At 70.6% G+C, this 20,947-nt stretch carries 16 protein-coding genes; 9 read left to right on the top strand and 7 right to left on the bottom strand.

Annotation, left to right across the window (positions count from 1 at the left end):
* Positions 1 to 7: 7 nt before the first annotated feature.
* Both CAP_RS27975 and CAP_RS27970 read right to left on the bottom strand, forming a co-directional pair.
* Positions 8 to 289 carry an oxidative damage protection protein gene (locus tag CAP_RS27975; protein ID WP_052376128.1) on the bottom strand — a complete coding sequence of 94 codons (282 nt, stop codon included), beginning with the start codon at positions 287 to 289 and terminating at the stop codon, positions 8 to 10.
* A gap of 98 nt (positions 290 to 387) precedes the next feature.
* Positions 388 to 1,461: a hypothetical protein gene (locus CAP_RS27970; protein WP_044246623.1), complete on the bottom strand. Its 1,074-nt coding sequence runs from the start codon at positions 1,459 to 1,461 to the stop codon at positions 388 to 390.
* Positions 1,462 to 1,653: 192 nt separating this feature from the next.
* On the opposite strand from CAP_RS27970, the gene CAP_RS27965 reads away from it, so the two are divergent.
* The 5 genes from CAP_RS27965 (at position 1,654) to CAP_RS54095 (ending at position 8,514) form a co-directional block, all read left to right on the top strand.
* Positions 1,654 to 3,177, top strand: a complete 1,524-nt coding sequence (locus CAP_RS27965) for a serine/threonine-protein kinase (protein WP_269324689.1) — start codon at positions 1,654 to 1,656, stop codon at positions 3,175 to 3,177.
* 183 nt (positions 3,178 to 3,360) lie between these two features.
* Positions 3,361 to 4,683 carry a putative metal-binding motif-containing protein gene (locus tag CAP_RS55200; protein ID WP_081865328.1) on the top strand — a complete coding sequence of 441 codons (1,323 nt, stop codon included), beginning with the start codon at positions 3,361 to 3,363 and terminating at the stop codon, positions 4,681 to 4,683.
* Positions 4,680 to 5,657, top strand: a complete 978-nt coding sequence (gene pdhA / locus CAP_RS27955) for a pyruvate dehydrogenase (acetyl-transferring) E1 component subunit alpha (RefSeq protein WP_044246579.1) — start codon at positions 4,680 to 4,682, stop codon at positions 5,655 to 5,657. The genes CAP_RS55200 and pdhA overlap by 4 nt, the downstream gene beginning before the upstream one ends.
* The gene (locus tag CAP_RS27950) at positions 5,654 to 6,637 is read left to right on the top strand and encodes a pyruvate dehydrogenase complex E1 component subunit beta (protein ID WP_044246578.1); all 984 of its coding nucleotides are present in this window, start codon (positions 5,654 to 5,656) and stop codon (positions 6,635 to 6,637) included. The genes pdhA and CAP_RS27950 overlap by 4 nt, the downstream gene beginning before the upstream one ends.
* 11 nt (positions 6,638 to 6,648) lie before the next feature.
* Positions 6,649 to 8,514, top strand: a complete 1,866-nt coding sequence (locus CAP_RS54095) for a dihydrolipoamide acetyltransferase family protein (RefSeq protein WP_081865327.1) — start codon at positions 6,649 to 6,651, stop codon at positions 8,512 to 8,514.
* Positions 8,515 to 8,556: 42 nt separating this feature from the next.
* On the opposite strand, the gene fxsT is transcribed toward CAP_RS54095, so the two are convergent.
* The 3 genes from fxsT to CAP_RS27925 all read right to left on the bottom strand — a co-directional run bounded on the left by fxsT (position 8,557) and on the right by CAP_RS27925 (position 14,310).
* Positions 8,557 to 11,406, bottom strand: a complete 2,850-nt coding sequence (gene fxsT, locus CAP_RS27935) for an FxSxx-COOH system tetratricopeptide repeat protein (protein WP_044246577.1) — start codon at positions 11,404 to 11,406, stop codon at positions 8,557 to 8,559.
* Between the two features lie 223 nt (positions 11,407 to 11,629).
* Positions 11,630 to 12,754, bottom strand: coding sequence for a tetratricopeptide repeat-containing protein (locus CAP_RS27930; RefSeq protein WP_231511731.1), 1,125 nt, complete (start codon positions 12,752 to 12,754; stop codon positions 11,630 to 11,632).
* Positions 12,755 to 12,780: 26 nt separating this feature from the next.
* A complete protein-coding gene (locus tag CAP_RS27925) occupies positions 12,781 to 14,310 on the bottom strand; it encodes an SIR2 family protein (protein WP_044246576.1) in 1,530 nt (509 codons plus the stop codon).
* A gap of 150 nt (positions 14,311 to 14,460) precedes the next feature.
* Between CAP_RS27925 and CAP_RS27920 the strand changes: the two genes are divergently transcribed.
* Positions 14,461 to 15,459, top strand: coding sequence for a formylglycine-generating enzyme family protein (locus CAP_RS27920; protein ID WP_044246574.1), 999 nt, complete (start codon positions 14,461 to 14,463; stop codon positions 15,457 to 15,459).
* Between the two features lie 196 nt (positions 15,460 to 15,655).
* Here the strand turns inward: CAP_RS27920 and CAP_RS27915 are convergent, their stop codons facing one another.
* A complete protein-coding gene (locus tag CAP_RS27915) occupies positions 15,656 to 15,877 on the bottom strand; it encodes a cold-shock protein (RefSeq protein WP_044246572.1) in 222 nt (73 codons plus the stop codon).
* Positions 15,878 to 16,279: 402 nt separating this feature from the next.
* On the opposite strand from CAP_RS27915, the gene CAP_RS27910 reads away from it, so the two are divergent.
* The 3 genes from CAP_RS27910 to def all read left to right on the top strand — a co-directional run bounded on the left by CAP_RS27910 (position 16,280) and on the right by def (position 19,771).
* Positions 16,280 to 16,540 (top strand): hypothetical protein, encoded by a 261-nt coding sequence (locus tag CAP_RS27910; protein ID WP_156041200.1) that lies wholly within the window; start codon positions 16,280 to 16,282, stop codon positions 16,538 to 16,540.
* 382 nt (positions 16,541 to 16,922) lie between these two features.
* Positions 16,923 to 19,232, top strand: coding sequence for an ATPase, T2SS/T4P/T4SS family (locus CAP_RS27905; protein ID WP_044246568.1), 2,310 nt, complete (start codon positions 16,923 to 16,925; stop codon positions 19,230 to 19,232).
* A gap of 26 nt (positions 19,233 to 19,258) precedes the next feature.
* Positions 19,259 to 19,771, top strand: a complete 513-nt coding sequence (gene def, locus CAP_RS27900; RefSeq protein ID WP_044246565.1) for a peptide deformylase — start codon at positions 19,259 to 19,261, stop codon at positions 19,769 to 19,771.
* A gap of 37 nt (positions 19,772 to 19,808) precedes the next feature.
* On the opposite strand, the gene ribD is transcribed toward def, so the two are convergent.
* Positions 19,809 to 20,912: a bifunctional diaminohydroxyphosphoribosylaminopyrimidine deaminase/5-amino-6-(5-phosphoribosylamino)uracil reductase RibD gene (ribD, locus tag CAP_RS27895; protein WP_231511730.1), complete on the bottom strand. Its 1,104-nt coding sequence runs from the start codon at positions 20,910 to 20,912 to the stop codon at positions 19,809 to 19,811.
* Between the last annotated feature and the right edge of the window lie 35 nt (positions 20,913 to 20,947).

Below are 20,947 nucleotides of genomic sequence, written 5' to 3'. Positions count from 1 at the left end.
CAGGCGTTCACGGCTTGGGCGGAGTCCAGGCCGTCTCGATCTTCTCGCCCTCCTCGAAGCCGAAGTGGATGGCGATCTGCTCCATCATCTTCTGCTGGCCCTCGGCGCTCGCCAGGTCCCAGCGGTACGTGTTGATGTAGCGGACCGACTCCTTGAGCCACTCGTCCCAGGCTTCCTTCGAGATCTCCTCGTAGATCCGCTTGCCGAGCTCGTTCTTGAAAGGAGGCCGGCTCAGACCAGGCAGCAGCTTGCCAAGTTTCCGGCACTGGACCATCCGCGGTTCCGACATGACGGGGGTACTAGCATGGGCCCGGCAGAGTCCGGACAAGAAGAATGCAGGCGCGCGGGTCGGTGGGGAGGGTCGGTGGGGAGGGCGCCCGATGCCCCTCAGGGGGAGGGAACGAGGAGCTGGAAGAGGCGCATGCTGCCGTAGATCTGGCCGAGGTTGCTGCCGATGGAGCTGGCTGCCTTGGCCATGCGATCGAGCTCCTCGGGGGAGAAGGAGAGCTGGATGGCGACCTGGCTCGACCCGGGAGGAACGACGAGGGTGGCCCGCGCTGCCACGTCGGCGAGGACGGGACCTGCCTCGGGTCCCGCGAGGGTGCGCAGGGCGGCAGCGTCGGCCTTCTTTCCGTCGAGGAGCTTGCGGAGCTCCTCGGCAGAGGCAGGGTTGACGGACTCGACGAGGGCCTTCAAGGAGAGGCCGCCCTTGGTGTCGAGCCCGAAGGAGAAGGCCCGGGGGCCGGTGGATCCGGAGAGGATCTCTTTGACGCTCGGCTTGTCGGCGTTGATCTGGAGGGTGCCGAGGACGGGGTACTCCCACCCCACCGCGTCGAGGCGGTCGTTGAACGCCTCCTGGTCGTCGAGGGTGGCGTTCGAGGCCCCAGCGTCGATGCTGGCCCGGATGGCGGTCTCGTCGCCGTAGAGGAGGAAGGTGCCATCGAGGACGGCGAGGGCGTCCTGGCCGCCCCGGATCAGGTACTTCACGCCCCGGTACTCGGCGTCGTTGTAGCTCGACTCCTTGAGGCGCTCCGCGAGGGAGGCCCCGTCGAAGCGGCCCCGGGCGACCGTGAGCGGCGGCGCGAAGGCGATCTTGTCGACGTCGAACCAGAGGTCGATGCCCGTGGCCTTCTTGATGTCGTCGCGGGTGCGCGTCAGGTAGGTGCGCACGGTGCCGCCCTCGGGCCCGAGGAGGGCCGGATCCAGGCGGTGGGTGTCGACGAGCAGGACGCCGCTGGAGGTCGCGGGGATGTGCTCGAGGAGGCCGGCGTCGCCAGGGAAGGTGGCGGCGCGGAGGTGGGCGAAGCCGTACCCGGCGAGCCCGGTCTGCACGACGATCACCACGGTGAGGGCAATGACCGCCAGGACGATGAGCTTGGTCCGGGTGGTGACCCTGGCCTTTCCTTTTCCACTGCTTTTTCCGGTGGTCGCTGCCGGTGTCGACACGTCGTTCTCCGCCATGGCGCGGTCCCTCTGCTCTTCGAGGCTGCAGCGATGCCGCAGCGTGCGGGGGTTGAGCCCCCGGCGCCTCCGCAGGACGAGAGCCCGGGGGAATTCCCCCGAGGCGGAAGGCGCGGGCCGGAGCATAACCCTGACCGGGCCGTACGCAGGGCCTTTCGTTGGAGGCCGAGGGCGGATAGAACCGGGGACGAGGTGTCCCAGCCGTCGTCGCCCGACCCCGGGGAGCATCGCCCCGCATCCGCACCTGACAGCGCTGCCGACCACGGGAGCCAGGGTCGCCATGCGTTCGAGGGCAGGCGCGGGGAGCTGCCGGTGTCCATCGGGCGCTACCGGGTGCTCCGGGTGCTCGGCGAGGGGGCCATGGGCCGGGTGCTCCTCGCGCACGACCCGGTGCTCGACCGGGAGGTGGCGCTGAAGCACCTGCGCGACGACCTGCGCATCCCCCGGGACGTGCGCGAGGGTCTGGTGGTCCGGATGCGGCACGAGGCGCGCGCGGCGGCGCGGGTGGCCCACCCGAACATCGTGACCTTGCACGACATGGGCGAGGATCCGGGGCTCGGCCTGTACCTGGTGTTCGAGTACGTGGAGGGTCCGACGCTGAAGGATCGCCTGCGCGAGGGGCCGCTCACCCCGCACCAGGCAGCGCGGCTCGCCCGCGAGCTGGGCGAGGCGCTGACCCTCGCCCACCGCGCCGGCGTCGTGCACCGCGACGTGAAGCCGGAGAACATCATCCTCTCCAGCACGGGAGGCAAGGTCGCGGACTTCGGCATCGCGCGCGTGCCGGACTCGACGCTGACGCACCAGGGCGGGCTGATGGGCACGCCGGCGTACAGCGCGCCGGAGACGTTCCGGGCCGGGAAGTTCTCGTCGGAGAGCGATCAGTTCTCGCTGGCCGCGGTGATGTACGAGGCGACGAGCGGTGAGCGCGCCTTCCCGGGCGACGACGCGGTGACGGTGACGGCGCGGATCGCGCACGAGGCACCGGAGCCCATCGGAGAGCGGCTCGGCTCGATGGCGCTCGACGAGGTGCTCTCCCGGGGGCTCGCGAAGCGCCCGGAGGACCGCTTCCCGAGCTGCGAGGCCTTCGGTCGCGCGCTGGCCAGCGCGCTGGAGGGGCACACCCTCGCGCGGGCAGCAGCGCTCGCGAACCCGCCCCTGCAGGTGCCGCCCTCCTCCCCTTCGTCACCGTCCTTCGGCGGGCGGGCCTCCGAGCCACGGAGCCAGCCGGGGCACGCGCTCATCGGATCGGGGATGCTGGGGGCGCTGGACGCGATGAACGAGCCGGAGCCGCGCGTGCCGAACGCGCCCCTGCCGCGCGATCGCAAGCTGGGCCAGGTGATCCTCGGCGGCGCCGTGGTGGTGGTGACCGCGACGCTGCTGCTGCGCACGGCGCTGCGCTCGGTGGAGGGGAGCGAGGTGACCCCGGAGGGGACGGCGAGTTCGTCGGCGGCAGCGCCGAGCGCGACGGCTGCACCAAGGCCGCGGACGACCCCCACAGCGCGGCCGACGCGGCCGAAGGTCGAGCATGCCGCAGGCGCCGGGACGAGCGCACAGCCCGCCTCGGAGCTGGACGCCGGCGTGGATCCTGACGCCTCCGCGCGGCCGGGTGAAGGCGCTGCACAGACCGACGGCGCGGATGCTGGCCAGGAGAACGACGCAGGCACGGCCGTCGATGCCGGGGGCGCGGGCACGCTGGAAGACCTGCGGGAGCGCTGAAGCGCCGAGCTGAAACGCCGAGCTGAAGCGCCGAGCTGAAGCGCCGAGCTGAAGCGCCGAGCTGAAGCGCCGAGCTGAAGCGCCGATAAAAGAGCGGCGCGCGCCGGAGTGCGGGGGCCGGAGGACGTGGCGCCCCATTGTTTTGTCGCCCGGGTGGTGGGGGCTCGGTCTAGCATCGGGCGCATGTTGCGCGAGATATGCGCCGCGATGACCGCAGTCCCGATGCTCTTGCTGGTCACCGCGAGAGCCGCCGAGGCTGCTCCTCCCAGGATCATCGAGGGGGTGAAGATCCTCAGCGGAGAGCACCAGTTCTCGGAGCTGATCGTGAGGGCCGACGCCACCCTGCGCGTGGTGGAGAGCACCGGTGCGCCGGCGACCTTGCACGTGCGCGCCGGCAGGATCGTGATCGAGTCCGGCGGGGTCATCGACGCGAGTGGCGCGGGCTACCAGGGGAACGACGGGAACGACGGCGGGGAACCCACGGGGAGCGATGCCAGCGGCAAGCACGCCGCGCAGCCAGGGCTACAAGGGCAACCAGGATCGGGCGCCGGGAGCGCTGGTACGGGTGCGCGCGGCGTGCTCGCGGCGTGCGGTGCACTGGATCAGGCGGTGGACGGTGGTCAGAGCTACCTGACCCCCGTGGAGATGCTGCTGCCCGGGAGCGCGGGGGGTGCCTTCGTGTCCGCGATGCCCCTGTCGGTGCCGTCACGCGGCGGCCACGGGGGTGGGGTGGTGCTGCTGGAGGCCGCCGAGATCCAGATCGACGGCGAGATCTGGGCGCGCGGGGGCGATGGCCTGAGCGTGCTCGACCTCGGATCCGGCGGGGGTGCCGGAGGCGCGATCCAGCTCCGCGCGGCGCTGCTGTCGGGCGGCGGCGTGCTGTCCGTGCGCGGTGGGGCCGGCGGCACGGGGACGTACGCCCACGGGGGCGGTGGCGCCGGGGGGGTGGTGGTGATCCGCACGGGGGACGGGATGCTGGCAGGGTTGAGCGCGAACGTGGAGGGAGGCCCGAGCGGCCCCTGCACCAGCGACGTCGGCGGTCCGGGTGTGCTGTCGGTGGAGGTGCTTGGGGCATGCCTCGACGCTGACCGAGACGGTCACCCGGCCGCGCTCTGCGGAGGCGATGACTGCGACGACGGCGATCCGGAGATCGCCCCAAGCTTCCCGGATGATCGCTGCGATGGCGTCGACAACGACTGCGACGGAACGGCCGACCAGGATCTCTCGGCGACCGCCTGCCCCGACAACCACACCTGCGAGGCGGGAGAATGCGTTGCGTCAGGCGAGGGTGGCGGGTCAGGCGGAGGCCCCGCAGGTTCGCTTGCGCCTGCGCGCATGGAGCTGCGCGGGGGGTGTGGGGTGGGCACCGCAGAGGGCTCTCGCGGCGAGAATCACGACGCGGGTACATCGACCGGGGTCGGCATGGTCATGCTGGGCGCCCTGATATGCCGGAGGCGCATTGTCAGGAGGTCCAAAGTCTCCTACACCCGCCCTGGAGGCCCATGACGACGTTGGACACGAGCGACGAGCTGCATCTCAAGCTCTACCGGCAGATGTTCCTGATCCGCCGCTTCGAGGAAGAAGCGGCACGGGCGTATGCCCAGGGGAAGATCGGCGGCTTCCTGCACCTGTACATCGGGCAGGAAGCGATCGCCGTGGGGGCGCATGCCGCGATGCGGCAAGACGACTACATGCTGACCACCTACCGGGATCACGGCCTGGCGCTGGCCCGGGGGATGGCGCCGCGCGCCGCGATGGCAGAGCTCTTCGGGAAAGTGACCGGCTGCTCGAAGGGTCTCGGGGGATCGATGCACTTCTTCGACCGCGAGCACAACATGCTCGGCGGCTACGGCATCGTGGGAGGTCACATCCCCATCGGGGTGGGCACCGCCTTCGCCTCGAAGTACCGCGGCGAAGACCGGGTCTCCATGGTGTTCTTCGGCGAGGGCGCGGTGAGCATCGGCGACTTCCACGAGGGGATGTCGCTCGCGTCGCTGTGGCGGCTCCCGGTGGTGTTCGTCTGCGAGAACAACGAGTACGCCATGGGGACGCCCATCTCGCGCACGCTCAGCGTGGCCGACGTGTCCCAGAAGGCGCTCGGCTACGGGATGGCGCGGGAGCGGTTCGCCGCCGAGAGCGTGATCCACGTGCGGGACCGCCTCCGCGCCATCGTCGATCGGGTGCGGGAGACATCGGAGCCGACCCTGGTGGAGATCCAGACGTACCGGTTCCGCGGGCATTCGATGAGCGACCCCGGCAAGTACCGTACGAAGGAGGAGCTCGAGGAGCGGAAGCGGAAAGACGTGGTGCTCCGCGCCCGGGTGGAGCTCGAAGAGAAGGGCCAGAGCGAGGCGCTGGAGCGCATCGAGAAGGAAGTCGAGGACGAGGTGACCGACGCGATCCGCTTCGCCGAGGAGAGCCCCGAGCCGGGCCCGGAGATCCTGGCGCCCACCACGTACACGGGAGCGTTCGCGCGATGAGCACGCTGCGGTATCGAGACGCCGTCCGAGCGGCGATGATCGAGGAGATGGAGCGGGACGAGCGCGTCTTCCTCGTGGGCGAGGAAGTCGGGCACTACCAGGGCGCTTACAAGGTGAGCGAGGGGATGCTCGAGCGCTTCGGCCCGAAGCGGGTCATCGACGCCCCCATCACCGAGAGCGGGTTCACCGGGATCTCCATCGGCGCGGCCATGGTCGGGCTCAGGCCCATCGTCGAGTACATGACCTGGAACTTCTCCGCGGTGGCGTTCGACCAGATCCTCAACAACGCGGCGAAGATCCGGCAGATGTCGGGCGGTCAGTTCAGCGTCCCCATCGTCCTCCGCGCGCCCAACGCGTCGGCCCGGCAGGTGGGCTCGCAGCACTCGCACGCGATGGAGCACTTCTACGCGCAGGTGCCCGGGCTCAAGGTGCTGGCGCCCGCGACGCCCGCCGACGCCAAGGGGATGCTGAAGTCCGCCATCCGCGACGAGGACCCGGTGCTCTTCATGGAGAGCGAGACGCTCTACAACGTGAAGGGCGAGGTGCCGGACGATCCGGAGCTCCTGGTCCCCATGGGCGTCGCGAACGTGGCGCGCGAGGGCAAGGACGTGACGATCATCGCCTGGAGCCGGCTCACCCACGTCAGCCTGGAGGCGGCGGCGGCCCTGGAGAAGGAAGGGATCAGCGCCGAGGTGATCGATCTGCGCTCCATCCGGCCGCTCGACGAGGAGGCCATCGTGAAGAGCGTCCGCAAGACGCACCGGGCCGTGGTGGCCTACGAAGGCTGGCCGTTCGGCGGCGTCGGCGCGGAGATCTCCGACCGCATCCAGCGCCTGGCCTTCGACGATCTGGACGCGCCCGTGCTCAGGGTTTCGACCCTGGATTACCCGATGCCGTACAACGCCAAGCTGGAGCAGCACGTCATTCCGAGCGTGCCGCGCATCCTCGAGGCCGTGAACCAAGTGCTTTACCGGAGCTGAAGGAGAGTCGAATGGCGAAGATCCTGGAGCTGCCGAAGCTGTCCCCCACCATGGAAGAGGGGCAGATCAGCGAATGGCACAAGAAGGAAGGGGACCAGGTCGATGTCGATGACCTGCTCGCCGAGGTCGAGACCGACAAGGCGGCGATGGAGTACCGCTCCTTCGACAAGGGGACGCTGCTCAAGATCCTGATCCCGGCGGGCAGCGTGGCCAAGCTCGGTCAGGCGGTGGCCATCCTCGGCAAGGAGGGAGAAGACATCTCCGAGCTGGTGGCGAAGGCCGGCGGCGACTCCGACGGTGGAGGCGCGAAGGACGAGAAGAAGGCGAAGGACGAGAAGAAGGAGACCTCCAAGAAGAAGGACGACGCCGACGAGGATGACTCGGAGGCCGAGGACTCCGGCGAGGAGGAGAGCGACGCCGACGACAGCGATGCCGACGAGGACGACGCTGGCGAGAGCGACGAGAACGCCGACGCCGAGGACGACTCCGAGAAGGAGGAGGACTCCGACGACAGCGACGACGGCGACGACGACGCGGACGGGAGCGACGAGAACGCCGACGCCGAGGACGACTCCGAGAAGGAGGAGGACTCCGACGACGGCGACGCCGACGAGGACGCGCCGAAGCAGACGAAGGCCAAGAAGGCGCCGTCGAAGCAGGGCGAGACCAGGAAGGGCGACGCCGACAAGAAGGCTCCTCCCACGCAGGACGGCAAGAAGGCGGAGGCCAAGAAGGCGGAGGCCAAGAAGGCGGAGGCCAAGAAGGCGGAGGCCAAGAAGGGCGACGCCGGCAAGAAGGCTCCTCCCACGCAGGACGCCAGCAAGGCCGCCCCCAAGGACCCCGCGCTCAAGCAGCCGGAGTCCCAGATCGCAGCGCCAGCTCAGGGTGAGCAGCCGGAGCCGGGCCGTGTCCGCGCTTCGCCGTACGTGCGGAAGCTCGGTCGTGAGCACAACCTCGACCTGCACGACATCGCCGGCTCCGGGCCCAACGGGCGCATCGTGGCCCGCGACGTCGAGGCCGCGCTGAGCGCGCCGCAGCCTGCGAAGGCCCCCGCGGCCGCTCCGTCCCCCGCGAAGGCCAAGAAGCCTGCAACCGAGAAGCCCGCAGAGGCGGCGCAGTCCCCTGCCCCGGCCCGACCTGCCACCCCGTCTGCCGGCGCGGATGGGCTGGCGACGCCCGAGTCCCGCCCGCTGAGCATGATGCGCAAGGCCATCGCGCGGCGGCTCACCGAGTCGAAGCAGCAGGTCCCGCACTTCTACCTGACCATCGACGTCGACGCCGATCCGCTGCACGCGCTGCGAGAGCAGATCAACGCGGAGCTCGCCGCCGGGGTGCCGGTGGGCCAGGAAGCCCCGAAGGTCTCGTTCAACGACCTGCTGATCAAGGCCTGCGCCATCACCCTGCGCCGGGTCCCCGAGTGCAACGCGCAGTTCACGCCGGAGGCGATCCTCGTCCACCAGCGCGTGGACATCTCGGTGGCGGTCGCCGTCCCCGAGGGGCTCATGACGCCCGTGCTGCGGAACGCGGATCAGAAGTCCGTGCTGCAGATCGCGAGCGAGGTGCGTGATCTGGCCACGCGGGCACGCGCGAAGAAGCTGCGCGCCGAGGAGATGGCGAACGGAACGTTCTCGATCTCGAACCTCGGCATGTACGGCATCGACGAGTTCGCGGCGGTGATCAACCCGCCCGAAGGCGCGATCCTGGCCGTGGGTCAGGTGCGCCGCGAGCCGGTGGTGAAGGGAGAGCAGGTCGTCCCCGGACGAAAGCTCGCCATGACCCTGTCGTGCGACCATCGCGTCGTCGACGGCGCCGTGGGCGCATCCTTCCTCAAGGCACTGCGGCAGCTCCTGGAGCGGCCGATGCACATCCTCCTCTAAGTCTCGACGAGGGGACCCGCGTCCCCTCGCCCCGCCCCCCTGTCAGGCGTTGCTGCCGAGCGCGTCCCCGACGCGGGCCAGGTTGCGCGCGAAGATCTGCACCGAGGGGTGCGTGGGCCCGAGCGCCTTGGTGGCGATGGCGACGGCGCGCTCGATCTGCTGCCACGCCCCCGGGAGGTCCCCCAGAGCCTGCAGCACCCGCCCCAGGTTGTTGACGATGCTCGCCACCACGGGGTGCTCGGGGCCGTACGTGGTCTGCGCGATGGAGAGGGCGCGCTCGAGCTCCGCGCGGGCGCCCTTGAGATCACCGAGGGCTTGCAGGACGCTCCCCAGGTTGTTGCAGCCGATGGCCACGGCCGGGTGATCGAGCCCGTAGGTCGCCTCGGCGATCTTGAGAACCCGCTCGAAGCAACTGCGGGCCCCCTCCAGATCCCCCAGATCCCTGAGGACACTCCCCAGGTTGTTGATATCGCGCGCGACGTCGGGGTGGTCCGGGCCGTACGTGGCCTCCACGATGGCGAGGGCGCGCTCGAAGTCGGCGCGGGCGCCGGAGAGGTCGCCGAGATCGCGGAGCACGCGCCCGCGGTTGTTCAGCGCCAGGGCGAACCGGGGGTGGAAGCAGCCGTAGGTGTGCTCGTCGATGGTGAGCGCCTCCTCGAACTGGTCGCGCGCCCCTTGGAGGTGCCCGAGATCGTGCAGGAGACGGCCGAGGTTGGTGCGGCCGATGGCGACCGTCGGGTGATCGTTCCCGTAGGCGCGCACGTCGATGGCGAGCGCCCGCTCCAGGTGCGCACGCGCGCTCACGAAGTCGCCGAGATCCCGGAAGAGAGCCCCGAGGTTGTTGAGGCGGATCGCGACGCTCGGATCGTCAGGACCGTAGGTGGCCTCGTCGATGGCGAGCGCCCGCTCCAGGTGCTTGCGCGCCGTGGTCAGGTCCCCGAGATCCATGAGCACGCTGCCGAGATCGTTCACGTCACGGGCGACGTCGGGATGATCATGACCATGGGTCGCCACGTCGATGCCCAGCGCCCTCTCGAAGCAGGCACGCGCGCCGCCGAGATCCCCGAGATCGTGCAGCACGCTCCCCAGGCTCCGGAGCACCGAGGCCACGCGCGGATCCTCTTTCCCGTACTCGTCCTCGTGCAGCGCGAGGGCCCGCTCCAGGTACCCCTTGGCCTCGGCGAAGGCCGCGCGGCCTTGCAGGTACACCGCGAAGCGATGCAGGAGCTGCGCGCGCGCCTCCCGGGCGACGTCGAGCGTCTCCGCGTGGCCCACGCTGGTGAGCGCGTGGGGCAACCAGCGCGCGCACAGGGGCCAGGTCACGATGTCCTCGCTGCTCTCCGGGAACTCGTGCGCCACGAAGCGCACCGCCGCCTCTGCCCAGACGCGCAGGTCCTGGACAGGCAGCCGGTCGCGGACCACTGCCTGGACCAGGCGGTGCACGGACAGCGCCCCCTCGTGCGCCTCCATGAACGAGTACCGCCGCAGCGCGGCTATCGCCTCATCGAGCTTGAAGGGGTCGGCCATGGCCTCGGCCAGGGACGGCGGCACGTGCTGCGCCGCGCCGGCGAGGCCCTCCCGCGCGATGTCGTCGGGCGCCAGAAACGCGCACAGCCTCAGGAGATCCACCGCCACCGGGGAGATGCGCTGCGCCTCCTGCAGGGCGAGGCCCCAGGTGGTGGCCACCGGCGCCGGGTAGTCGGTGGGGACGCCGCGCAGGAGCAGCTCGCGCTGGTGATCGCCGAACGCGCTGTAGTACGTGGCGATCGTCGCGTGCGTCTCCTCGATGGTGGCCGCCGCTTGCACCAGCGCCAGGGGCAGGTCGCCGAGCGCCTCCGCGAGCTGCTCGGCCGCGGGCGTGTCCTGCTGGTGCGTGCGGTTGAGCAGCAGCTTGACCGACTCGCTCCGCTCCAGCGTCGGCACCTGGAGGGGCGTGGCCACCCCGCGCCAGCTCGGGTTGCGCGAGGTGATGATCACGTGGCCGGTGCGCGGATGGGGGAGGATCGACGTCAGCGTCTTCGGATCGTTGACGTTGTCGAAGACGAGCAACCACCGATCGTGCCGCGAGAGCCAGCTCCGCACCGCCTCCACGGCGAGGCGCTGATCGGCCTCGTCCTTCTCCGGCAGCCCGAGGGCCGCCGCGAGCTGCGCGAACTCCTCGGCGATCATCGCGGGCTCCTCGGCGCGCACCCACCAGATCACGTCGTACTGGCTCGCGTAGCGGTGCGCATACTCCGCCGCGAGCTGGGTCTTCCCCACCCCACCGAGGCCGCTGATCGCCTGGGTCAGCGCCGCAGGGCTGCCCGAGGTGAGCGCCGTCCGCAGCTCCCGGATGAGCTGATCCCGCCCCGTGAAGCTCAGGTTGCGCGGCGGCAGCTTCTTGACCTCGGGCGCCGCATCGCCGAGGTCGGGCGAGCTGCCCTGCTGCACGGGGCTCAGGTCACGCACGGCGCTGCGGATGCCCTTGGCGATCTCCGCGAAGGCCTCGCTCTGGTTGGGATAGCTGGTCACCGCGCGTGCCTGACGCGGCAGCGGAGACAGCCGCCCGAGCGGTGTCCTGTCCCAGGGACACGGGCGCAGGATGACGGGAATGACGTGGCACTCCCCCAGGGAATCCCGGCCCATCGCCTCGCGCAGCTCCGGCGCCTGCCAGGGCTCGCTGTGCAGGAAATCCGAGCTCACGAGGAGCAGGATGATCTTCGCCTCCCGCACCCGCGCTGCAGCCTGCTCCCGCTGCTCCTTGCCACCGCCGAGCGGCAGCCCGCCGTAGCTGCGCAGGAACCCCTGCCGCTTCAGCGCGTCGAGGTGAACCTCGAGCTTCGGCCGCAGATCCTCGTCTCCGGAGGCGTAGGTGAAGAACACATCGATGGGGTTCCTCGCCGGAGCAAGCATCAGGTCCTCTCGAGGGGCGAGTAAGTTCTCACGATAGGACGGATGTGCAAGAGCATACGCACCCCCCAACCCGTGAGGAAGTCACCCCCGGAAACGCCCGTGGCAGACGAACTTTCCGGGGGCGAGGTGATGGCCGCGAACTGCGCGCTGGACCGGGACCATCGGTCCGCTCCCTTGCAACCTACTTGCAGGGAACGAGCCGACGGAAGGGTGATGAAAAGGCTCATTTGCGATCGGGCTCCGTGCTGTCTGCCGGATCCACGCTGGAAGGGCGGAGCCCCGTCGTGCGCAGGATGCGGTCGGCAGCCACTTTCCACCGTCGTTGATCTTCCGGGCGAAGCTGGTGGTGCACGATGACCTTGACGAGGCGATGGACGAACAGGCCCGTCGGCCTGACCTCGACGAGCGAGTGCACGCGGAGCACAGCGATCGCGTCATCGAGCACGAGGGGGTCATACATACTGGCGAGCAGCTTGCGAGGCACCTCCTCGATCGGCAGGGCGGAGAGAAGGCTGAGCAGATCGGCGGCGGTGGAGTTCTGGAAGACCTCCGCCAGCGCGCTCTCCCAGGCCGTCGCCACCGTCACCGGAAAGCTCTGGGGACGTTCGAGGAGCGCTGCAGGGCGCTGCCGGAAGAGGTTCACGTACTCCGCGAGGGGCCTGCCGGTTTCCTCGATGTAGGCGCCGGCCTGCGCGAGCGCGAGCGGCAAGTCACCGAGCTTCTCCGCCAGCGCATCGGCAGCCTCGGCATCGATCTCGCCCGTGCGCCGGAGCAGGAACCCCACCGACTCTGCCCGGGACAGGCCCCGCACGGTCACCGTCGCCAGCCCGCGCCAGATGGGGTTGGTCGAAGTCATCAGGACGTGGCCCCCCTGCGCCACGCTCGGCAGGTAGTGGTCGAGGAGCTGCGCGTTGAGCACCCCGTCGAAGATGAGCAACCAGCGACCCCGCCGGCCGAGCCTGTTCTTCACCGCGGTCACCACCCGCGGCTGGCGTGACGACGTCTTCGATCCGCCCGAGGTCTGCGACGACGTCGCCTCGTCGAGGACCAGCTCCTGATCGGGCACCCGCAGCTCCATCGCCAGCGCCGAGAACCCGCTGAGCAGCGACCAGGTGCTGTCCCCCGCGATCATGTACACGATGTCGTACGCGCTCGCGTTCCGGTGCGCGTACTCGAGAGCGAGCATGGTCTTGCCAGCGCCGCCCAGCCCGCAGAGCGGAGCCATGCCCCGCTTCGCGAGCGCCGCGCTGATCTCGGCGAGCTGCTCGTCGCGCGCGGCGAGGTTCCGGCCGGTCCAGGGCGGAACACCCCAGACCCCGGGAGGGGGAGGCACCTCGGAGTGGCTCACCGGCTGGGCGCCGGCGCTCGGTGAGCCTAGGAGGGGTTTTGGGTGAGCTGCTCGACCTGCTTCCGGATGCCCTTGGCGATGTCTGCGAAGGCCTCGCTCTGGTTCGGCCAGAGGGTGACCGGTTTGCGGTTCTCCGGCAGCGGTCTCAGCTTGCCGAAGGGCGCCGGCTCCCAGTCGCAGGCGTCGAGGATCACGGGGATCACCCGCGCCTCTCCCCGCTCGTGGCGCTGGATGGCGCGCCGCATCTGCTCCTCGTAACAGAAGTCCGAGGCGAGAAAGTCCGCGCTGATGAGAAGGAGGATCATCTTCGCCGACTCGAGGTGCTCGCGGATCTCCCGATCCCACTCCTCGCCGGCGCCGATCTCCCCCTCGTGCCAGCCGCGGATGACGCCCTTGCGCTTCAGCATCGCCAGGTGCGTCTCGATCTTGTCCCGCAGATCGCGGTCGGTCTCCGCGTAGGAGAAGAAGACCTCGATGGGGTTCGCGGGGGGCTCGCTCATCCGCCTCCGCGTCAGATCCAGGACCAGGGCCGGCTCCGCGCGCGCTGGAGGCTCGTCCCTCATCCCGGCCGGCATCTCCAGATCGCCGAAGTCGAGCGCCCTCGTGCCACCGAAGCCGGCGAGGCCCGCGAGCCCCGCGAGCCCCGACGAGGAGGGCGGGATCTCCAGATCCGGGATCGCCGGAGGCAGGATCGACCTCGGCGCGGGGCGCACCTCGACCGCGTGAGCGACGCTCGCCAGGTGCTCCAGGATCAGGAGCGCGTTCGCATGCGATCCGTCGCTGTTGTCGTAGGGCACGAGCCGGAAGCCCATCCCCTGGAGGCTCTTGCGCCGGAAGGGCGTCAAGCTCGCCTCGGGCAGCATCGCGAAGCGGGGCGGAGGATCGCCCCCCGAGAGCTCGCGCACGTCCTCCAGCATCTGCTCGAAGCTGTCGTCCCCCCACCCGAACCCCACGAAGAGCACCGGGCAAGCCGAGAACACCCCGGCGAGCGCGCGCCGCGCGGCTGGCGAGGAGAGCTGCGCGTGAAAGCGCTCCCGGGTGAGCGCCCACGTCGCCGGATCGCGCAGCGTCCCCTGGATCTTGAGGATGAAACCCCGCCGCTTCGCGATGTCGTCCGAGAGCCGGCTCAGCGCTTCCCACCCGAAGGCGCGCTCGAGGATGTAATTGAGGTTGGTCGTGACCACCGCGCGCAGATCCGCCCGCAGCCCCGCGAGCGCCCGCGCGATCGGCGGGATCGGTCGATCCGTGTCGTCGAGCGCCCGGGTGACGTGCGAGCGAAACGCTGGCCCCAGCGCGTCCTGCGCCGCAGCCATCGCGTCGAGGTAGTGGTGCCTGCGCGCCAGCTCCGAGACCTCGTCGATGCGGGCCTCATCCATCCCCCGCTGCTGCATCAGCGCGAGCACGCCGTCCACGAGCTGACGCCACGTGGGCAACCCGGCGGCCGCAGAGATACCGCCTCCCACGAAGAGCACGAGCTCGCCCCCCTCCAGGGCACCCTGAAGCTCTGCGAGCACTGCGGCATCCACCCCAGCGACCGTCGTAGTCACGTTCTCCATGGCCTCCCAGGCAGCGTCCCCGGAGTGTAACGCTCCTGGCTGCCAGGCGCACTTTTGCAGCGCTCTTCGAGGCCCCCCCGTGTCCCCTTCGCGTCCTGGCCGGGAGGGACGACGCGCCAGCCGGTGGATGGCGTGCTATCCGTGGGGGCGATGCGCCCTGCGGTCACGCTCGCGCTGGCCCTCGTCTCGGCCCTCTCGCTCGGCGCCTCCGCGCCTGCCCCGCACGCTCCTCCCCGGGCAAAGGCCCGCCAGACGCCGGCCCCAGCGGCGCCTCTCCCCGTGGTCCCCGACGGCGGCGGAGACCCCCAGGCCGGCATCCTCGCGCTCCGCACCCCTGGCCCTGCCGCGACGCGCATCCGCGCTGGCAGCTTCCGGATGGGCTCCACCGAGCCCGAGATCGGCCACGCGATCACCCTCTGCAAGCTCGAACCCGGGGGACAGGTCTGCACCAATGAGATCGCCGAGAGCTTCATGAACGAAGCGTCGGCCCACGAGGTCTACCTGTCCGACTACTGGCTCGACCGGACCGAGGTGACGGTCGCCCGGTACCGCCGGTGCGTCGCTGCCGGGGCCTGCGACGAGCCCCCCTATGCGTCAGGCGGGCAACGTTTCGACCAGCCCAATTTCCCCGTGGTGCTCGTGAGCTGGTTCGACGCTGCCCAGTTCTGCGCCTGGGAGGGAGGTCGCCTCCCCACCGAGGCCGAGTGGGAGCGCGCTGCCAAGGGAGGAACCGACGCGGGAGCCACCCCCTGGCAGCTCTCCAGGACGAGCACCGGCCGCCGCTACCCGTGGGGCGATATCTACAACCCCTTCCACGCAAACCACGGTCAGCTCGCGCTCCCCACGAACCTCGACGATGGCGACGGCTTCCTCGAGCTCGCGCCCGTCGGATCCTTCCTCCACGGCCGCACCCCGGATGGCCTCGAAGATCTCGCCGGAAACGTCGAGGAATGGGTGGCCGACTACTACGCCCCCCAGTACCCCGCCGAGAGCGCGCGTGACCCACGCGGCCCTTCCTCGGGCGACGAGCGCGTGGTCCGGGGAGGCTCCTACGTCCACGGACGCCCCTGGATCCGTGCGGCGGCGCGCCTCCACGACCTCCCGAGCACCCGCCGGACCTGGCGCGGCTTCCGCTGCGCCCATCTCTGAATCAGGGGCCTATCGGCCCCTACGCTCCCGGTGGTCGCTACCCCCGTGACTTCGCGCGAACGCCGCGCCGAGGACCCGGGTCGCTCTTTCAGGGGCCTATCGGCCCCTACGCTCCCGGTGGTCGCTACCCCCGTGACTTCGCGCGAACGCCGCGCCGAGGACCCGGGTCGCCCTTTCAGGCGCGGCGTACCCTGAATCAGGGCCCAGCGAGGGGAGCTTCGGGGCGCATCACATTGACCGCCTGCAGCCCCTTCGGCCCTTCCTTGATCTCGAACTCCACCGTCTCGTTCTCGAACAGGCGCCGACGCCCATCACCGCTGATCTGGGAGTAGTGCACGAAGACATCGGGGCCGGTCTCCTGCTTGATGAACCCCCAACCCTTCTCGTCGTTGAACCACTTCACGATCCCAACAGCCATGTTTCCTCCACCGTCCCATCCTGCCCGCCGAGGAGCCTCACCGCTCCTCGGGCCAGGGTGTCGCGTCCAAACGGAACGGCGCTGAGCTTCCCCCCACGGCGCTGCCCCCCCGAAGTGGTTCCGCGAACAAACCTCACGAAACTTCCAGCCCGATCGCCGCCACCCTAGACGTCCCCCCTGCTCCAGGTCAAGCCGTGCGAAGGAACGGGACCATAGCGCCTCCTTGCACGCGACCTGCTCGGGTCTGGCTGCATCGAACCACCGTGCAGGGAACCGGTGAGGTGCAAACCCAGGGTTGCACTTTCTGCGTGTTCAGCGAACCTACCTTCGCGCCTCACCCGCTTCTGCCGCCGAAATTGCGGGCTTTCGCGCTGGCACACCGTTCGCTAACGCTCGCCTGGCATGACTGCTTTCCCTGTGGCCGTCCTCCCCGACAACCCCGGCATGGTGGCCCGTGACCAGCCCCACGATCCCCGCTCGGTGCGGATCCTGGCCAAGACCATGTACCGCGAGCTGCGCCAGAATGGCCTGAACGAGCAGGAAGTGATGGCCCTCGCCGGAGAGCTCCTCAGCCTCCTCGCCACCGACGTCGAGGATCGCCGCCTCGGGAGCGGCCGGGATGTCGCCTCCGCGCCGACCTCTGCCCGCCCGGTAGAGCGCTGACCACGCGCTGACCACGCGCTGACCACGCGCTGACCACGCGCTGACCACGCGCTGACCACGCGCTGACGACACGCTGACAGCACGCCAACGACACGCTGACGACGGCTGACGACACGCTGACTGGAGCGCTGACGACGGCTGACGACGGCTGATCACGTGCCTCCCCTCCCCTGACCTCCAGCGTGTCCGCCCCGGCCCCCCGGTGGCGCGTCCCTCCGGCCCTCGAACCCCGCTTTCAGTGCTCCCAGCCCTCCTCCGGGGCGAAGAGCCACCTCGTTGACAGATCTACGCAGCCTTGCTCGTATGGCCGGGTGAGCGTGTGGGTTCCAGCGCAGATTCGCCGGAAAAACCGGCTCTGCGGCTGGCACCGTGAGGCGACGGAATGTTCTCGGTGATCATCAGCGAGAAGGGGGGCGCGGAGCGGCGCGAAGTATTCGACAGGACCGAGATCAACGTCGGCCGCGTCCAGGGCAACGAGCTCATGCTGCCCAAGGGCAACGTGTCCAAGCGGCATGCGCGCCTGCTCTACCGTGATGGCCGCTTCATCATCACCGATCTCAAGAGCACCAACGGCACCTACGTCAACGGCCGGAAGATCGCGCAAGCGACCATCGTCCGCGAGGGCGACAAGATCTACATCGGCGACTTCGTCCTGCGCGTCGAAGCCGTCTCCGCCGAAGCCGCAGTCATCCCCTCCGAAGGACTGGTCGCCCCGCTCCCCACCCACCAGGAGCCTCCCGAAGCCGACGCCCACGCTGGCGCCCTCGCCAGTGACCCCCCCGAGCGGGGCTACACCCCCGCAGCGACCGTCGGCATCCCTGCCCTGATCGGCTTCGACCGCGCCTCGTCGCCTGCAGCCGAACCTGCCGACCGCCGCCCCCCCGCGCCTGCACCTGTCCAGGTGGGCACCGACCCACCCTTCGTCCCCGTGCCCCCCTCGTCTGCAGAGAGGGGCCTCGCGCTGCCCTCCCCCCAGATCGAGCAGCGCAGCGAACCATCGCGCAGCGGCGGGCAGGTGATCAGCCACTTCCCTCTGGAGAACGACCCCGACGAGTCCATCGAGCCCTTCCCGGGCCCCCCGCGCGTCCCTTCTCCGCGCCAGTCCGGCAGCGGCAACGCCAGCCCGGACACCCCCATCCCGGGCCCCTTGCGCGCCGCCCAGGTCCCCTCCCTCCAGCCTCCCTCGCGCGTCACGCCCAACTTCCTCGGCGCCGACCGCGCCACGCCCCGCGAGCCCCTCACCACCTCCTCCGTCCCGGTCCTCAGCTCCACGGGCAGCTACCCCGCGGCGTCGCCCATCCCCACCGGCACCGGCAGCTACCCTGCCGCGGCCCCCATCCCCACCGGCACCGGCAGCTACCCCGCCGCCTCTCCCCGGCGCGCCGTGGTCCCCCCTGCCTCGGACCGCGGCCTCATCCCCGAACCCGCAGCCTCGGCCAGCCGCCAGCAGGCCCTCACCCGCCTCATGGAGCGCGTCGCTGGCAACGTCGACCTCCGCCTCCTCGCGGGCGGCGCCACCCCGGACGAAGCCCTCGCGCGCCGCCTGGAGGTGAGCGTGAGCGAGGCCGTGATGGGCATGCGTGCCGCGGGAGACTTCCCCCACGACGTCGACCCGGAGACCACCGCGACCGACGCCCGCCGCGAACTCCTGCAGCTCGGCCCCCTGGAGACCCTCCTGCAAGACGACGACGTCTCGGAGATCCAGGTCTTCCGGCACGACCAGATCCTTGTCACCCAGGCCCGGAGGACCACCACCGCCGAGGTTGGCTTCAGCAGCGAGGCCGCCCTCGCGCGCATCATCCAGCGCCTCTGCGTGCTCGGAGGCGAGGCCAGCGCCGAGGGCGAAACGCTGCTCGAACGCACCTTGCCCCGCGGCGCCAAGCTGCTCGCCGTCCTCTCCCCCCGCACCGGCGGAAACTCTGCCTTCACCGTGCGCAAGCCCCAGCGCGTGGAGCACACCCTCGACGAACTGGTCCGGAGCGGCACCATCTCCCGCGGCATGGCAGGGCTCCTCGCGCAGTGCGCTGCGGCGCGCGCCAACGTGCTGGTCGTGGGCGCGCGCGGCACGGGCGCGGTCACCCTGCTCGGCGCGCTCGCCGCGGCAGGCGGCACCGACGACCGTTTGGTGGCCCTCCAGGACGACGACGAGCTGGTCGTCCAGCCCCCGCACGCCATCGCCATCCCGCTCGGCGCCACCGCGGCCCTGGTGACCCGCGCCGTGCGCAGCGCCGCCCGGCTCCGACCCGACCGGGTGCTGGTGCACGGCCTCTCGGGCCACGTCGCCGCCGAGGTGGTGCTCGCCATCGGCGAAGGCACGAGCGGCGTCCTCGCCGGGTGCCGTGCTCCCACCGTGCGCCAGGCCATCCCCCGGCTCGTCGCCGACATCTCCGCCGCAAGGCCGGGCATCCCTGTCGAGGCCGTGCACGAGTGGCTCGCCTCGGCCTTCGACCTGGTCGTCGAGATCGCCCGTCTCCGCGACGGCCGCGACCGCGTCCTCCGCGTCTCCGACCTCGTGATCGAGCGCGGTCACATCGCCGTACGCGACGTGCTCACCTTCTCGGTCGAGCGAACGGCCGCAGGGGGCGCCATCGAAGGTAGTTTCCATCCTTCCGGCGTCATCCCCATGATCGTGGAGGATCTCGCCGCGCGAGGCATTACTATCGACACAGCTCCCCTTCGACGGAGCCGCTGACGACGCTACCCTACCGAGCTGGACCCATGGCCATCCGCACCATCCTTCACTACCCCGACCCCCGCCTCCGACAGAAGGCACAGCCCATCGACCAGATCACGCCCGAGCTTCAGCGCCTCATCGATGACATGGCCGAAACCATGTACGCGGCCCCTGGCGTGGGCCTGGCGGCCACCCAGCTCGGCGAGCCCTACCGCATCTTCATCATCGACGTCGCGAACGAAGACGAGCCCTCAAACCTGATGGTCTTCGTGAACCCGGAGATCACCCGGCGCGAAGGCGACGTGCTCGGCCCCGAGGGCTGCCTCTCCTTCCCGGGCGTCAGCGAGGACATCAAGCGCGCCGAGAACGTCACCGTCCGCGCCCTCGATCGCAGCGGCAAGCCCTTCGAGATCTCCGCCGACGGCCTCCTCGCGGTCGCCATCCAGCACGAGACCGATCACCTCGACGGCGTGCTCATGATCGACCGCATGGGCATGCTCAAGAAGCGCATCGTCCAGCGCAAGATGCAGAAGCGCCACTCCGCCACCGCCGACTGAAGCTCTCCTCCGCCACCGCCGACTGAAGCTCAGCTCTTCAGCCCCGCGGGGGGAACGCGAGCGGCCCGTTCACGTACGCATCACGCCCGCACAGCTCCCAGCGCGGATCCATGATCCGCGGCGCTTCCACCGGCGTGTCTGGCCCTGCCCAGTCCACCGCGCCGGGGCGCCCCCGAGGCCCGAGCAGGATGGGCGCCACGAACGCATGCAGCTCGTCTGGCACCCGCGACGCCAGCAGGCTTCCGGCCAGCTCCGCCCCGCCCTCCACCAGGATCGACACGATCCCCTGCGACGCGCACAGCCGCATCGCCGCCGTCACGTCCACCCGCCCCTCGGCCGACGTCGGCGTCCGCAGCACCACGCACCCTGCGTCCACGAGCGCCTGCTCCGCCTCCTCCGACGCCTCCGCGCCCGAGAGCACCCAGGTCGGCACCTCCCGCGCCGTCTGCACCAGGCGCGTGTGCAGCGGCAGCCGCAGGCGCGTATCGAACACCAGCCGGATGGGACTCTGCCGCCCCTCTGGCAGGAGCGACGTCTCCCGCACGGTCAGCCGCGGATCGTCGGCGAGCGCCGTCCCGATCCCCACCGCCACCGCATCGTGCCGCGCCCGCAGCTCCTGCACCTTCGCGCGCGCTTCCGGCCCGGTCACCCACTTCGACGCCCCGGTCCGCGTCGCGATCCGCCCGTCGAGCGACAGCGCCAGCTTGAGCGCCACGTGCGGCAGCCCGTTGGTGATGAACTTCCCCCACGGCGCGATCAGCGCGCGCGCCTCCGCGCCAGCGACCCCCACCTCCACCGGCAGCCCCGCGTCGCTCAACCGCTGCGCCCCGCCCCCGGCCACGTGCGGGTTCGGATCGAGCGCCCCCACCACCACCCGCTTGATCCCCGAGCTGAGGATGGTGTCCACGCACGGCGGCGTCCGCCCCTCGTGGTTGCAGGGCTCCAGGGTCACGTAGAGCGTCGCGCCCCGCACCCCCTCACCGGCGGCGTTGAGCGCGATGATCTCCGCGTGCTCCTCGCCCGCGCGCCTGTGGTGCGACGTCGCGAGGATCTCCCCCGCGGCGCTCACCACCAGCGCCCCCACGGGTGGATTGGGGGAAGGCATGGCCTTGCGTGCCTCGTCGATGGCGACGCGCATCATGGCCAGGTCGAAAGCGGGGTCTGGGCGCGTGGTCT

It is taken from the genome of Chondromyces apiculatus DSM 436, assembly GCF_000601485.1.
GTDB lineage: Bacteria > Myxococcota_A > Polyangia > Polyangiales > Polyangiaceae > Chondromyces > Chondromyces apiculatus.
The sequence above is the reverse complement of the archived record's forward strand: the minus strand, read 5'-3'. Positions and strand labels throughout refer to the sequence as shown.

Coding starts and splice junctions, on each gene's coding strand:
- CAP_RS27975 (WP_052376128.1), bottom strand. CDS start 289: ATGTCGGAACCGCGGATGGTCCAGTGCCGGAAACTTGGCAAGCTGCTG.
- CAP_RS27970 (WP_044246623.1), bottom strand. CDS start 1,461: ATGGCGGAGAACGACGTGTCGACACCGGCAGCGACCACCGGAAAAAGC.
- CAP_RS55200 (WP_081865328.1), top strand. CDS start 3,361: ATGTTGCGCGAGATATGCGCCGCGATGACCGCAGTCCCGATGCTCTTG.
- pdhA (WP_044246579.1), top strand. CDS start 4,680: ATGACGACGTTGGACACGAGCGACGAGCTGCATCTCAAGCTCTACCGG.
- CAP_RS27950 (WP_044246578.1), top strand. CDS start 5,654: ATGAGCACGCTGCGGTATCGAGACGCCGTCCGAGCGGCGATGATCGAG.
- CAP_RS54095 (WP_081865327.1), top strand. CDS start 6,649: ATGGCGAAGATCCTGGAGCTGCCGAAGCTGTCCCCCACCATGGAAGAG.
- fxsT (WP_044246577.1), bottom strand. CDS start 11,406: ATGCTTGCTCCGGCGAGGAACCCCATCGATGTGTTCTTCACCTACGCC.
- CAP_RS27925 (WP_044246576.1), bottom strand. CDS start 14,310: ATGGAGAACGTGACTACGACGGTCGCTGGGGTGGATGCCGCAGTGCTC.
- CAP_RS27920 (WP_044246574.1), top strand. CDS start 14,461: ATGCGCCCTGCGGTCACGCTCGCGCTGGCCCTCGTCTCGGCCCTCTCG.
- CAP_RS27915 (WP_044246572.1), bottom strand. CDS start 15,877: ATGGCTGTTGGGATCGTGAAGTGGTTCAACGACGAGAAGGGTTGGGGG.
- CAP_RS27910 (WP_156041200.1), top strand. CDS start 16,280: ATGACTGCTTTCCCTGTGGCCGTCCTCCCCGACAACCCCGGCATGGTG.
- CAP_RS27905 (WP_044246568.1), top strand. CDS start 16,923: ATGTTCTCGGTGATCATCAGCGAGAAGGGGGGCGCGGAGCGGCGCGAA.
- def (WP_044246565.1), top strand. CDS start 19,259: ATGGCCATCCGCACCATCCTTCACTACCCCGACCCCCGCCTCCGACAG.
- ribD (WP_231511730.1), bottom strand. CDS start 20,912: ATGATGCGCGTCGCCATCGACGAGGCACGCAAGGCCATGCCTTCCCCC.